Origin of the sequence: Stieleria maiorica, assembly GCF_008035925.1 — a bacterium.
GTDB classification, from domain to species: Bacteria; Planctomycetota; Planctomycetia; order Pirellulales; family Pirellulaceae; genus Stieleria; species Stieleria maiorica.
The window spans coordinates 7,568,958-7,583,392 of sequence record NZ_CP036264.1; the positions used below are offsets into that span (position 1 = coordinate 7,568,958).

General features: G+C 61.8%; 10 protein-coding genes. 5 read left to right on the forward strand and 5 right to left on the reverse strand.

Annotated elements, in window-relative coordinates; translation table 11 throughout:
• Positions 1 to 247: 247 nt before the first annotated feature.
• The gene (locus Mal15_RS25690) at positions 248 to 1,021 is read left to right on the forward strand and encodes a hypothetical protein (RefSeq protein ID WP_147870364.1); all 774 of its coding nucleotides are present in this window, start codon (positions 248 to 250) and stop codon (positions 1,019 to 1,021) included.
• An 84-nt stretch (positions 1,022 to 1,105) separates the two neighbouring features.
• On the forward strand, positions 1,106 to 1,513 hold the full coding sequence (locus tag Mal15_RS25695) for a hypothetical protein (protein ID WP_147872524.1): 408 nt from the start codon (positions 1,106 to 1,108) through the stop codon (positions 1,511 to 1,513).
• Positions 1,514 to 1,872: 359 nt separating this feature from the next.
• Here the strand turns inward: Mal15_RS25695 and Mal15_RS25700 are convergent, their stop codons facing one another.
• Together Mal15_RS25700 and proB are read right to left on the reverse strand one after the other, a co-directional pair.
• Positions 1,873 to 3,054, reverse strand: coding sequence for a S1 family peptidase (locus tag Mal15_RS25700; protein ID WP_147870365.1), 1,182 nt, complete (start codon positions 3,052 to 3,054; stop codon positions 1,873 to 1,875).
• A gap of 347 nt (positions 3,055 to 3,401) precedes the next feature.
• Positions 3,402 to 4,553, reverse strand: a complete 1,152-nt coding sequence (proB, locus tag Mal15_RS25705; RefSeq protein WP_147870366.1) for a glutamate 5-kinase — start codon at positions 4,551 to 4,553, stop codon at positions 3,402 to 3,404.
• A gap of 308 nt (positions 4,554 to 4,861) precedes the next feature.
• Between proB and Mal15_RS25710 the strand changes: the two genes are divergently transcribed.
• Positions 4,862 to 6,475 carry an amidophosphoribosyltransferase gene (locus Mal15_RS25710; protein ID WP_147870367.1) on the forward strand — a complete coding sequence of 538 codons (1,614 nt, stop codon included), beginning with the start codon at positions 4,862 to 4,864 and terminating at the stop codon, positions 6,473 to 6,475.
• 135 nt (positions 6,476 to 6,610) lie between these two features.
• Here Mal15_RS25710 and Mal15_RS25715 read toward each other — a convergent pair whose 3' ends face one another.
• The 3 genes from Mal15_RS25715 to Mal15_RS25725 form a co-directional block, all read right to left on the reverse strand.
• Positions 6,611 to 7,711 (reverse strand): acyltransferase family protein, encoded by a 1,101-nt coding sequence (locus Mal15_RS25715; protein ID WP_233903029.1) that lies wholly within the window; start codon positions 7,709 to 7,711, stop codon positions 6,611 to 6,613.
• Between the two features lie 395 nt (positions 7,712 to 8,106).
• On the reverse strand, positions 8,107 to 9,057 hold the full coding sequence (locus Mal15_RS25720) for a ribose-phosphate diphosphokinase (protein ID WP_147870369.1): 951 nt from the start codon (positions 9,055 to 9,057) through the stop codon (positions 8,107 to 8,109).
• Positions 9,050 to 9,850: a sugar phosphate nucleotidyltransferase gene (locus tag Mal15_RS25725; protein ID WP_147870370.1), complete on the reverse strand. Its 801-nt coding sequence runs from the start codon at positions 9,848 to 9,850 to the stop codon at positions 9,050 to 9,052. The genes Mal15_RS25720 and Mal15_RS25725 overlap by 8 nt, the downstream gene beginning before the upstream one ends.
• A gap of 504 nt (positions 9,851 to 10,354) precedes the next feature.
• On the opposite strand from Mal15_RS25725, the gene Mal15_RS25730 reads away from it, so the two are divergent.
• Positions 10,355 to 11,338 (forward strand): lysophospholipid acyltransferase family protein, encoded by a 984-nt coding sequence (locus Mal15_RS25730; protein WP_147870371.1) that lies wholly within the window; start codon positions 10,355 to 10,357, stop codon positions 11,336 to 11,338.
• Between the two features lie 438 nt (positions 11,339 to 11,776).
• Entirely contained in the window at positions 11,777 to 14,311 is a 2,535-nt protein-coding gene (gene uvrA / locus Mal15_RS25735; RefSeq protein WP_147870372.1) for an excinuclease ABC subunit UvrA, read from the forward strand.
• The last annotated feature ends 124 nt before the right edge of the window (positions 14,312 to 14,435 follow it).

Here is a 14,435-nt window from a genome sequence, read left to right on the forward strand (position 1 = left end):
AGCGAGGGGCCACGAGGCGCCCCTCGCTTACGCGTCGGGCTGGCATCAAGAGCGTGGAGTCGGACAAATCAACAACCTATCAAGACTTTCGCCGATTCAATCAACGTCTTGCCGCGTTCCGATGAAGAAAGAGCGTCAGTCGACCGACCGGGGAAAAAACACTTGCAATGCGGTTGTCATCGTGGGAGGATCCCCTCTGGGGTTGATCACCCCCTCCTGTTTCTCCTCTCCAATTCCAGGTGCTTGAATGCATGTTTTTCCGGCGACGTTGGCGGCGTTGTTCATTGTCCTGTCCGGTCCGATCGCGTGGTCACAGACCACCGACCCGTTTGGTCCGTCTCCAGGGGCGCCGGCCGATCCGTTCGCGCCCCAGCCGGTGCGGCGACCGGCTAAGCCGCAGCAAGCGGCGCCGACCCAAGACCCTCACAACGCTGTGGTTCAGCAAGCCAAGAAGGTGCTCGCCGAAGGCCGCAAGCCGAGGACGCCAAAGCTGGTGATGCACAATGCGGCCGAGCAGCGAATCAACGCGGCTCTGGATGACCAGACCACGATCCAGTTCATCGAAACGCCGCTTGCCGAAGCCATGCAAACGCTCTCCGCTCAACATGACATCCCGATCGTCATCGATCACCGGGCGCTCGAAGAAATCGGCCTCGATGCCAACGCGGGAACCTCGATCGCACTGACGAACGTCTCGCTGCGGTCGGCGTTGCGATTGATGCTTCGCGATCTGGAATTGACGTACTTGATCAAGGACGAAGTGATGCAAATCACGACCGTCGAGGCGGCGGAAGACAATTTGATCGTCGAAATGTACGTGCTGCCGGCCAACCTGGCTGCCAAGTCGAACGATGTGATCAAAGTCCTGACCGCGACCGTCGTTCCCGACACCTGGGAAACGCTCGGCGGTCCGTCCACCGCAATGGCGATCGACCATGTCTTGGTTGTCTCGACAACCAGTGACGTGCATGATCGCGCCGAGCGGTTTCTAGCGATGTTGATCGACAAGTACGGCAAGTAACTGTTGGCTGATCCCGCATCGCAGCGATCGCTCGGTCGTCGCATTGCCGTATTCGTCGCGCTGTTGGTCCTGTCGTGGGTCGTGATGACGTTCACCCATGAACTGGGACATGTCATCGGCGGCTGGGTCGTGGGTGCCAAGCTTGTCGACGTGGACTTGGCGCCGTGGCGGATGCCCTACAGCGTGCACGCCCCGGATCCACATCCGCGGGTCACCTTGTGGTGCGGGCCGATTTTGGGCGTGCTGATTCCAGTTGGGCTGGCTGTCCTAATTCGCCGTCGGCCCGCGTGGTTGGTGGCCGACTTCTGTCTGTTGGCCAACGGCAGCTACCTGGCGCTCGCTTGGTTGTCCGGCGGTCCCTTTCTGGATACCCCGCGTTTGTTGGACGCGGGCGCCCATCCGCTCTCGATCGCAATCTTTTGTTTGCTGACCATCGCTGTCGGCTACGTGCGTTTCCGCAACGATTGCATCGAGTGGTTCAAAGCGTCATGAATCCTCTGATATCGCGGTTCGGGCCTCGAACACCAGGAAGCTGCACCAGAGCCCGTAGGCTAGCGCCCGATGCCACCTACTCCATGAGCCGACGGCGCTAGCCGCGGGCCTTGGATTGTTCTTCGAGAGTTGTAAGGCCCGAGGCTAGCGCCTGCGGCTCAGTTTGTGTTCGAAAGTAGGTGGCATTGGGCTTGCGTTATACGGCTGATTGAATCATCAAGCCCTGGGAAACCGGCGGACATTGCGTCAGTCTCTAGGAGCTCACCGCAAACCTCTCAACTCCCACCTCCCACCTCCCACCTCCCACCTCCCACCTCCCACCTCCCACCTCCCAACTCCCAACTCCCAACTTGACCCCCTCACTCCGACAACCAGGCTTGCAGGGTCGCTTGGGCGGTTTCTTGGTTGGGTTTCGGTTTGAGGTCTTGCTGCATCGCGGCGGCCAGACGGGCGACGTAGTCGATGGTGCTCTCGAAGGTTTCGTCGCTGGCGGTGGCGTCCAGTTTGGCGACGTAGAACACGACGTAGCCGGAGGCGGTTTTTTCGACCGCCCAGGCGCCCAGTTTCGTCGCTGCGTTCTGACGCACAAGTCGCATCAACAGCGTTTCGTCGGGAGCTTGATCGGTCGTCTGGACCGTCGACCAGATGCGGCGGATGTCGGCCCGGCCGTGGTACTCGGTGTTCTTGGCCACGAACACGGCTTGGGTATTTGAGCCGACGGTGCGATCGATCTGGTAATGGCCGCTGGAATGTCGGCTGTACTCGATCCCGGCTTCGTCCAGCAGGACCTTGGCCGGCAGCGGGGCGCTCTTCCAGGGGCTGTTCAGCATTTGACGGATCTCGGTGATGTCGACGCAGAAGCTGACCAAGGGGCTTTGCGGAGAAAACGACTGAGCCAATCCGACCAGCTTGCCGGCTTCGTCGACGATCGGGCCGCCGCTGTCGCCCGGCTTGATCGGGCTTTGCGTTTCTAGGGCCATGAAGTCGTGTTCGCCGTGGGTGGATTTGAATTTCTTTTGGTACACCGATCGGACGGTGCCGGCGGTGTAGACCCACAGGATCGCGCTGTCACCGGGGTTGCCCACCAGAGCGACTTTGGCCCCCGGCGTGGTGCTGTCGTCGGCCATCGCGATCGCCTCGATCCCGGCCGGCACGCGGGGCAACTGGATCAGAGCCAGATCGCGTTTGCGGTCGACCGCGACGACGTCGCCTTGGATGCCCAGTTTTAGGATGTTGTCGAGGTAGAACTTTCGGCGAACGGCCAGTTTGCCGCCCGATTGGGTCGGGAAAAACACCACGGCCTTGCGGCTTTCGCCGATCACGTGGGCGTTGGTCAACAGCAGCTTTTTGTCGGCATCGACGTAGACGCCGGTCCCGGCGGAGGTTTCGTTTTCGGCGTTGCTGGTGATCACCCACGCGGTGCTTTTGAGCGTTTGTTGATAGCCGGACGAATCGGCCCGGAGCGGGGTGGCGGACAGGGCGATCATGCCCAGCAGGATCAACAGCGGAGAAAACAGCGTGTTTCGGGTCAAACGGGACATGGCGGCACCTGGCGGCAGGGATGGCGCGGCGGAATCATTCGCCGGCAAGGGTTGGGTCTGTCAAACCAAGCGGGAAGTTGCAGCCGTTGTTACCGGATCGATGGACGACGTCCATTCCAGATCGTCCGGGGCGATGTACGACGTCCTTTCTAGGTCGTCCGGGGCGATGTACGACGTCCTTTCTAGGTCGTCGCGGGGAGTCCTACGGACGACCGCCCCGGAATCCGCTTCACGGAAAGATTAGAGCCCGTAGGCTCGCGCCAAAGAGCTGATGATCACTTGTCAGCAGCCGGTTCGTGCCGGCGCGAGCAAACCCACCGCTGAGCCAAACCTTCGCGGCATCTCCTTCAGCCACACAGCGTCATGTTGTCGCGATGGACGACGGAATCGTACGGCCGATGCCCCAAGATGCCGGTGATCATCTCGCTGATCTTGCCCTTGATCCGGTCGACTTCCTTGGACGGATAATTGCACAGTCCCCGAGCGACTTCGTTGCCATTCGGGTCCTTGATCGCCACCACCGCCCCGGCATCGAACTTGCCTTGGACGGCTTGGATGCCGATCGCCAGCAGGCTGCGCCCGTTTTCCCGCAGCGCCCGCGCCGCCCCGGCATCGACGATCAATTCGCCTTCGACCTCGGCCGAGCCGCTGATCCAGCGCCGCCGCCCGCGCAGGGTGCGTTCGGTGGGCAGGAACAGGGTGCCGACGGGATCGCCGCGGAGGATTTTTTCCAGCACGGCGTCTTCGCGTCCGGGGCCGATGATCACCGAGTGTCCATGTGACGTGGCCAATTGTGCGGCGGACAATTTGCTGGACATGCCGCCTTTGCTGAGCGTGCTGCGGTGGTCCTGGGCGAGCCCCAGGATGTCGCCGTCGAGCGATTTGACCAGATCGATGCGTTTGCTGTCCGGGGCCTCGGGGGGGCCGTCATAAAGGCCATCGACGTCGGACAGGATGACCAGCAGGGCTTGGTCCAACAGCCCGGCGACTTGGGCGGCAAGTCGGTCGTTGTCGCCGAAGGTCGTCATCAATTCCGCGACGGCGACCGAGTCGTTTTCGTTGACGATCGCGACCGCCCCGAGTGCGTGAATACTGGCCAGTGCGTTTCGCACGTGCAGGTATCCGTCGCGGCGGCGGAGGTCGTTGCGGGTCAGCAGGACTTGTGCGGCGTGCCGGCCGCGGACTGCCAGGGCTCGTTCATAGGCCTGGATCAGATCGGCTTGGCCCACCGCGGCGACCGCTTGCAGCGTTGACAGATCGGTCGGGCGTTGGTCCAGGCCCAGTTTGCCCATCCCCGCCCCGACGGCGCCGCTGCTGACCATCACGGTCTGACGCCCCGTCTCGGCGATTTGACACAAACCGGCCGCCAGCGACTCGATTCGCCCGCGGTCCAACTTGCCTTGGGCGTCGGTCAGGACTCGCGTGCCGACTTTGACGACGACGCAACGGGCTCCCTCGATCACGCTGTGGCGGAGACGGCTGGAATCCGATTCAGACACAACGGCAACAAGCGGAAAGGAGAGAGAAGAAAACACGAGGGGGGACGCGAAAAATCACGCCTGCGAGCTGTCGCTGGCGACGGGCGTTGAACACAATAACTTGCGACCGCGCGATCGCCTATCCGGCAAAAGGCGGGTGATCGGGCAAAGCAGGTCAAATTTTTCAAAATCGGATCCTCCCCGCGGCAGGGCGGTTCGACAAATCGGTCTGCATTTGGACAATAGAGTCCGACTTTCAGTGATCGACACCTCCGTCGTTTCGATCCCAACGCCCCCTCCCCCAGAACGTTTGACGAGCAAACCCCGGCATGAGCGAGTTGCATCACGAATGCGGTGTCGCGGCGATTTACCACCTTTCCGGCCGCGGACGCAGCCCGATGTGCACCGACGAGGGGCCGCGCCAGATCTCTCGCCTGCTGCCGCGGATGTTGCTGGACATCCAAAATCGGGGCCAGTTGGCCGCCGGGATGTCGACCTACGACCCGGATCGGCCCCGTTTGCTGCACACGCGGAAAGACGTCGGGACCGTCACCGAAGTGTTTCGGCTGAATCACCGCGCCAAGTGCGAGTCGTTGATGCGAGGTTTGGCCGGGCGTGCGGCGATCGGGCACGTCCGCTATGCCACCTGCGGCCAAGATGATCGCAGTTACGCCCAGCCGTTCGAACGAGATCACATTCATAAACGCAAGTGGTTCAGTTTCTGTTTCAACGGTCAACTGGCCAATTACGGACTCCTTAAAGAACGCCTGTTGGCCGACGGCGATCATCATCTGACGCTGGACACCGACACCGAGATCATCTTGCACGAGATCGGACGGGTGCTCAGCCATTCGACCGAGCGGATCGAATGGATCGATGTGTTGCGTCAGGTCGCCGGCGATTTCGACGGGGCGTACTCGTTGGCGTTGTTGACGGCCGAAGGTGAGATGATCGTCGCACGCGATCCGCTGGGCATCAAACCGATGTGTTATGTCCAGGAAGGCCCCTTGTTCGCCGCGGCCAGCGAAAGCGTCGCGCTGTTGAACCTGGGCTTTGAAACCGATCAGATCAAATCGCTGGCGCCCGGCCATGCGGTGATCGTCAATCCCGAGACCGGATTCCGAATCGAGCAGTTTGCCGAAACCAAAGATCCGGCCCACTGCTTTTTCGAATGGATCTATTTCGCCAACGTCGCCAGCACGTTGGATGACCGCAGCGTTTATCTGAGCCGAACGCGGCTGGGCGAAGAACTGGCTCGCGGCGAACGCGAGCTGGGCCGCGTCCCGCTGGATGATCCCGACACGATCATCGTCCCGGTCCCCGACACCAGCAAAGCCGCCGCCGATGCGATGGCGTACAAGTTGTCCATCCCGTGTCGCGAAGGTTTGATCCGAAACCGATACGCCGGTCGAACCTTCATCGAAGGCGGTCGGGCGCGGAAGGTGAAAGCCGCGACGAAGTACACGCCGCTGCGGGAAGTGATGGAAGGCAAACGCGTCATCCTGGTGGAAGATTCGATCGTCCGCAGCACCACGATGAACGTGCTGTTGGACCGGATTCGCGAAGTCGGCGGCGCCAAAGAAATCCACGTCCGCGTGGCTTGCCCGCCCATCGTCGCGCCGTGTTTTTACGGGATCGACATGAGCACGATCGATCAATTGATCGGCCCCAAGTATTTCGGCGTCGATGGCGAATTGTCCGACGAAGCCCAACAACGTCTCGCCGACGACTTGGGGGCCGACTCGCTGCGGTACCTGCCGGTCGAAGCGTTGGCGCGGGCCATCGATCTGCCGGCGGAACACCTGTGCCGAGCCTGCGTGACCGGGGACTACCCGACCACCTGCGGCCAGCACCTGTACCAGATCGCATTGGACAACCGCGGCAACAAAATGGATGCCGGCCGGACCTACGAACAGCTCGCCGCCGCATTGGACGAGCAGTGATGTTGGTGTTTAGCCTTGAGGCGATTTTCAGTCGCTGCTTCGCAGCGAGGAGCGACCGCCCGGAAGGGCCGTCGTACTCAGCCCGTCGCTGCTTCGCAGCGAGGAGCGACCGCCCGGAAGGGCCGTCGTACTTCGTTACTGCGTGGCCACCGCTGCGCTGGTCTCTTCGCCGCGGCGGTAGCGTTCCCAGCGGGTTCGCAACCACGTCGTGATCGGGCCTTCGATGCGGGTGGTGACCAGTGTGGCCAGGCAAAACGCGAATACGACGGCCAAACCGAAACACACCACCGGCGGATAGCCGCTGTGGTCCAGACGGTGGATCAACACGCATCCCAAGTTGTTGTGGCACAGGTACAACGCGTAGGAAATCGTGCTGACGAACAGTAGCGGGCGGAACCGCAGCAGCGGCACTTTGCCGTATGCGCAGGCGGTCACCAGTCCCAGGATCAACGCCGTCGCTGCCGGATTGTGTTTGCCATGATCGATGCTGTGAAAAACGAACGCGGCCAGCGCGATGCCCAACACGTTCTGCCACATGCGTCCCGTCTTTGTCTTGATCATGTACAGCAGGAATCCCATCGCAAACAGAGGGACAAAATCCAGCAGCATCAAGCGACGCACGGCCGTCGCGATCGAAAACCACCAGCTGCCCGCCGCCGTGGCTTCGGCCGCATCCAGCGCCGGACAGACGAAGTACGACAGAACCAGCAGCGGTCCCCAACCCAGGAAGTAGCGTCGCAGTCCGCCGGACCGGTACAGCGCGACCAAGGTGAAGTAGAACATCATCTCGACTTGCAACGTCCACATCACCGGGTCCAGACACTCCTGGCCAAAGATCCGCGGCAGCAACGTCAGATTGGCCGCAAATTGTGCCGTGGTGATGCCGATCTGATCGAGCGGCGCGAAGCTCATGATCCACACGTTGGCGACGATCACCATCAGAAAGATCGGCAGGATTCGGATCAGCCGTGCGGCGACGAAGTCCACCGGTTTCCCACGCCGCAGCAGCGACATGCTGTTGACGAAACCGGACAGGATAAAGAACAGTTCGACGCCGTACGCTCCGTAGGGCCATTCGAAACCCAGCGGCGACGTGTAGCCGAATTTCACGCTGTACACGTGCGTGAAATGGAACAGCAGCAAGTTGATCGCCGCGAGCGCCCGCAGGGAATCCAATTCCAGAATCCGGCGATGGGGCTGCAGAACGTGTTCGGCGTTTTGGGAAGGCTGGGCCATGGAGGAACCGAAAGGACCGACGAAGGGCGTGCGTGATGGGGCCAGCAAATGTGCGGTGCCCGTTTGCATCCATCGGCGGGTTTCCGCCCGACCCGGGGGGCGCGGCGCGAAAACCGGTCAAGAAATTCCGGCTGTGCCGGATGCGCCGCCGCTGACAACGTCACGCATTCGTTGGACCGATGAGGCTGGAACCACGAAAAACACGAGCCACACGAAATCAATGAACGCGCGCCTCATCATTTATCCTCGTTCCCAGGCTCTGCCTGGGGACGCAGTGTCGGTGTGGCTCCTGCCACAAGCGGCCCGGCAACCAGAGGCGGAGCCTCCGCGAATTCACGTTCCCAGGCGGAGCCCGGGAACGAGGGTTTGCCGATGTCCGATTGCCCCCTGGTCCGCTACCGTTCGCGGAACAGTTCGCTGATCGATTGATCGTGGTGGATGCGTTTGATCGCTTCGGCCAACAACGGTGCGACGGTTAGTTGCGCCATTTTGGGCAGCATCTTGTCGGCCGGGACAGGGATCGTGTCGGTCACGGTGATCGAATCGACGGGGGCTTCGCGGAGCCGTTCGATCGCCGGGCCGCACAGCACGCCGTGGGTGCAGGCGATGTGGATTTCCGCGGCGCCGGCTTCATGGACCAGTTTGGCGGCACCACAGATCGATCCGGCGGTGCTGATCATATCGTCAAACATCAAAGCGATCTTGCCTTCGATCGGGCCACCGATGATCGTGCTTTGCCGGACCTCCATCGCGCTGGTGCGTCGTTTGTCGACGATCGCCAGTGGTCCGCCCAGGCGTTTGCCGTGGCCGACGGCACGTTTGATGCTGCCTTCGTCCGGGCTGACGACGACGATCTTGTCGTCGGTCAAGCCGCGATTGCTGAAGTGTTCGTTTAACACCGGTGCGGCGTACAGGTGATCGACGGGGACGTCAAAGAAGCCCTGGATCTGGGCGGCGTGCAAGTCCATCGTCAGCACGCGGTCGGCCCCGGCGCGGGCGATCAGGTTGGCGACCATCTTGGCCGTGATCGGCACGCGGCCTTCGTCTTTGCGGTCCTGGCGCGCGTAGCCGTAGTAGGGAATCACGGCGGTGACGCGTTCGGCACTGGCACGTTTGCAGCAGTCGATCATCACCAACAACTCGAACAAGTTGTCGTTGACCGGTGGGCACGTCGACTGGACCAGGAACACATCGCGTCCCCGAACGTCTTCGTCCAGTTTGCAATAGTTTTCTCCGTCGGGAAATTTGCCCAGCGAAATCGCGGCCGGCTCGAGGTGCAGGTGGCGACAGATCTTCATCGCCAGATCAGGGTTCGCCCTGCCGCTGAAAATCTTGAGTTCACGCATAGCCCATCGTCCGCATTTGTTGGTCGACCAGTTGGAGTTCGTCAGGGTTGTTGATCGACAGCGATTCGCACGGTTTGAGTGCCGGCAACGCCTCGACCGGACGTCCGGATTCTCGCAACAGTCGGGCGCAATCGGTCAAGTAATACTCGCCTTGGGCGTTGTCATTTTTGAGCATCGTCAACGCGTCGAGCAGATCCGGGGTGCGGAACAGGTACGTGCTCATGTTGACTTCGTTGATCGCCAACTGTTCGGGTGTGGCGTCCTTGTGTTCGACGATCCCGATGAATTCGCCGGCGTCGTTCCGCACGATTCGGCCCAGGCCGGTCGGGTCGTCTTTTTTCAGCGTGCCCAACAGCAATGCGGGCTGGGTTCGGTGGAAGTGTTCCAACAGCGTCTTCAGACTGTCCGATTGGATCAGCGGGGAATCCCCGGCGACCACGATCGTCGGCCCGGTTTGATCGCTCAGCAGGTCGCGGCAACACTGCACCGCGTGTCCGGTCCCGAGTTGTTCCGATTGGAGTGCGAATTGGATGTTCCCGTGGTCACGCGTCGCCAATTCCCGTTTGACCGCATCGGCTTCGTAGCCAACGACGACGATTTGGCGGTGGATGCCGGCCGCCTCCAGGGCGTCGATCACGAAATGGATCATCGCTCGTCCGACGACCGGGCACAGGACTTTGGGTAATTCACTGTTCATGCGTGTCCCCTTGCCGGCGGCCAACACGACCGCACAGGGGCCATCGGAGGCCGGGCTGGTAGGGGGAGATGAACGAGAGGGATCGGGGGAATTCATCGGTCTGGGGATTGAAAGGACAAACGAAAACCAATTGCTGGGAGCGGCATGTTCGCTTTCGAGCCCCGATCCAACAACCACCACCCCAGTGGACAGAATCGACGAAAGCGAAAAAAGTGCCCCTCGGCCCGGTTTTATCGCATCGATCAATCCACGTCCCACGCCCGCGGTGCCGTCCGGAGCCAAAAAACCGGCAGGATCGCTCTGGAGTCGGAGGCGGCCGATCTGGGACACTTGGCGGGTCTGGGCCGGAACCATCACTTCTCGAGGAAACGCTCGGAAGCTGGCGCGATCAGGCTGATGTCATACGAGATCAGCCGTATGGCGCGAGCCTACGGGCACGGGGGCGTTTGCGTTCTGGTTGGCCCGTACGCTTGCGCGTGACGGCTAATCCCACGTGTGATCGGATTAAGTCAACAGGCCGGTACGGTCCGCGATGGCGCGAGCCCTGATTGAATTCACAGCCAGTGGAAAACCCTGCTTCTCCGCGAAATCCTGCTCCCGATGATCACTCCGATCCCCCGCTTCAACCCCCGAGACGCCGCCGCTTGGAAAACCGCCGCTCAGCGATGCGCCGATTTCGCTAGCTATCTGATGGTGCGGTTGGTTGTCGCCGTCATCCAGACCCTTCCTCTGGATCTTGGTGACGCGCTGAGTCGCGGCTTGGCCACACTGATCTGCCGCCTTGGTCCACTTCGCAAACAGACGACCGCCGGCAATTTGCAGCAGGTGTTTCCCGATGCCAGCGAGCGTCAACGTCAAGCGATCGAAGCGGCGATGTGGCATTCGCTGATGTTGATGGTTTGTGAAATCGCTTGGGCCCAGCGGCGGCTGCACCTGACCAACTGGTCCCAGTACGTTCGCTTTCGCAATAGCCGCGATATCCTGCGAAATTGCCTGTCCAAACGCCCGGCCGTGATGGTGACCGGCCACTTCGGAAACTTCGAAGTCGGCGGCTACACGGCCGGATTGATGGGCTGTGAATCGACCACCATCGCGCGTCGGCTGGACAACCCCTTTTTGAACGACTGGGTCCAGCGGTTCCGCAGTGCGAAGGGGCAGACGATGTTGGACAAGGACGGCTGTGCGATCGAGGTCGACCAGCATTTGGCGGCCGGCGGCACGTTGGCGATCCTGGCCGACCAACACGCCGGTCCCAAAGGTTGTTGGACGAACTTCCTGGGGGTTCCCGCGTCCTGCCACAAGGCGCTGGCACTGTTTTCACTCGGCAGTGGCGCGCCGATGATCGCCGGTGCGACGCGACGCATCGACGGGCAACCGATGAAATTCGAATCCGCCTGCATCGCCGTGGCCGACCCCGAGGACGATCCCGAGGGCCATTGCCAAAGCGTCCAGTCGTTGACCGAGTGGTACAACCGCCAGCTGGCGATCAGCGTCTCCGAGGCGGTCGAGCAGTATTGGTGGCTGCACCGTCGCTGGCGCGAGCCGCCACCCCGCGTCGCAAAGAGACTCGCCAAGGCGGCTTGAGAGGGGGCCGGGGTGACAGCCCCAGCCTCACAACCCTGCAACCTCTTCTCCGCCCTTGTTCCCAGGCTCCGCCTGGGAACGTGTTGCCTCCGCCCTTGTTCCCGGGCTCCGCCTGGGAACACGCGGGGGTGGAGGCTCCGCCTCCTCTTCTTTGCGAGGCGGAGCCTCGCGGGCATTGCGTTCCCAGGCCGGAGCCTGGGAACGAGTTGGAGGGGCATTGCGTTCCCAGGCCGGAGCCTGGGAACGAGTTGGAGGGGCATCGCGTTCCCAGGCCGGAGCCTGGGAACGAGTTGGAATGATGAAAGACTTCGCGGTTGGAAACGAAAGGCAGCTTCTTCTCGGTGGTCCATAGGGTTCGGTTGCCCGATGGCGTAAACTATCCCGCGTCCGTCTCCCCGTCTCCCCGTCTCCCCGTCTCCTCTCTCTCCCAGCCGATCGTTGCCGAAGTCTCGTTCCGCCAATTCGATTCGAATCCGCGGCGCGCGGGTTCACAATTTGCAATCGGTCGACGTGGATCTGCCCCGTGATGCGATCACGGTGATCACCGGTGTGTCGGGCAGCGGCAAGAGTTCGCTGGCGTTCGACACGTTGTTCGCCGAGGGGCAGCGGCAATACATCGACAGCTTGTCGGCCTACGCACGTCAATTCTTGGATTCGTTGCCGCGACCGGATGTGGATTTGATCGACGGACTGGCGCCGACGATGGCGATCGATCAAAAACCGGGATCGACGACCGCGCGAAGCACCGTCGCGACGGTCACGGAGATCTACGACTACTTGCGATTGTTGTTCGCCCGCGTGGGGTTACCACATTGCGGAAATTGCGGTTCGGCGATCGCGCGGCAATCCGCCGACGTGATCCGCGATTCGTTGGCGGATCACCCCGAAGGCACCAAATTGGTGTTGATGGCTCCGATGGTGCGCGGCCGCAAGGGCGCCCACCGCGACGTCTTGCAGTCGATCCAGGTGGCCGGCTTGGTCCGCGTCCGTGTCGACGGGGAGATGATGTTGTTGGAGGACGTTCCCGAGTTGGCGGTCCGCAAGAATCACACGATTGACGCGGTCGTGGATCGTTTAGTCCTCCGCGAAGGCGTCCAGTCGCGTCTGGCCGATTCGCTGACGTTGGCGTTGCGGTTGGGCAACGGGCTGGCCGCCGCGAGCGTTGAAGATGAAGACGGGAATTGGACCGATTCGATCTACAACACCGCGATGGCGTGTATCCAGTGTGGCGCCAGCGTCGAAGAGATCGAACCACGCACGTTTTCGTTCAACAGTCCCTACGGTGCCTGCCCCGAGTGCGACGGGTTGGGGCGAATCGATTCGGCAGAGTCCAAGGTGACCTGCCCGACCTGCAACGGCGGGCGGCTACGATCCGAAGCGATGGGGGTGACGATCGATGGCGTTTCGATCACCGAACTTGTGGCGATGAATTTGACCGACGCGGCCGATTGGATCCGCGGCCTCGGTCCCACTCTGTCTCAGCTTCATCGCGCGGTTGCCAAACCGATCCAGACCGAAGTGGCCAAGCGGTTGGAGTTCCTCGACCGCGTCGGTGTCTCTTACCTCACGCTCGATCGCAGCGCCGAAACACTTTCCGGCGGTGAACTGCAGCGCGTCCGACTGGCGACCAGCATCGGCAGCGGGCTGGTCGGCGTGTGTTACATTCTGGATGAACCGTCGATCGGGCTGCATCCGGCCGACCACGGTCGATTGATCGACTGTCTGCGTCAGTTGCAACAAAACGGCAACACCGTCGTGGTGGTCGAGCATGACGAAGCCACCATGAGGGCGGCCGATCGATTGATTGACGTCGGTCCCGGTGCGGGAGCCCAGGGCGGCAAAATTGTGGCGGCCGGAACCCCCAAACGCATTCAGGCCGACAAGAACAGTTTGACGGGGCGTTATCTGGCGGGCATCGATGCGGTGCCCGTCCCGCAATCACGACGCGCCGCCGATCGCTTTCTGACGCTCACCGACGTCAACACACACAATCTGAAAAACATCACCGCGCGTTTTCCGCTGGGCTGTTTGATCGGAGTCAGTGGCGTTTCCGGCAGCGGCAAGAGCTCGCTGGTCGTCGACACGCTGCTGCCGGCCGTCGGTCACCAACTGAACCACGGCACGGCACTGCCGACGCCGGCCGACGGCATCGCCCAGTTCGGCAAACTGACCGGGGCGGAAGCGTTGGACAAATTGGTGCCGATCGATCAGGCCCCGATCGGACGCAGCCCGCGATCCTGTCCGGCGACGTACAGCGGGGTGCTGGACGAGATCCGCAAGGTGTTTGCGGCGACGCGGGAGGCGAAAACGCGCGGTTTCACGACCAGCCGATTCAGTTTCAACTCGGCCGCCGGACGATGCGAACTTTGCAAGGGGCATGGCGTCCAGCGGATCGAGATGAATTTTCTAAGCGATCTGTTCGTGACCTGCCCGCGTTGCGGTGGAAAACGCTTCAACCGCCAAACGTTGCAGGTTCGATTCAAGGGCGCGAATGTGGCAGACGTCTTGGCGATGACGATCGACCAGGCCGCGTCGTTCTTTGAAAACATGCCCGCCGCCCATCGATTGCTTTCTTCGCTGCAAGCCGTCGGCCTGGGCTACATGCACTTGGGCCAAAGCAGCACGACGCTCAGCGGCGGTGAAGCACAACGCATCAAACTGGGCACGGAGCTGGCCCGCACGTCGACCGGCAGCACCTTGTACGTGTTGGACGAGCCGACCACGGGGTTGCATTTCGACGACGTCAAACGGCTGGTCGGGGTGCTGCAGCGGTTGGTCGATGCGGGCAACACGGTGATCGTGATCGAGCACGACTTTGATCTGTTGGCATGCTGTGACTGGATCATCGATCTGGGCCCCAGCGGCGGCAGTGGCGGCGGCAGGCTGTTGGCCGAAGGGACGCCCGAGCAGATCGCCGCGCAGGCCGACAACGCCACGGCTGGGTTTCTCGCCCAGAAACTGCGGCGGCTCTAAAGGATCGATCTGACCGGCACGGTAGCTACCTTCGCCAGAAGGTGGTTCCCCTATGCTTGCCACGCTCTGGCGAGCGTAGCTACGTCAAGCATTCCCACTTCGGTTCGGATTCCCATGTTCAGCT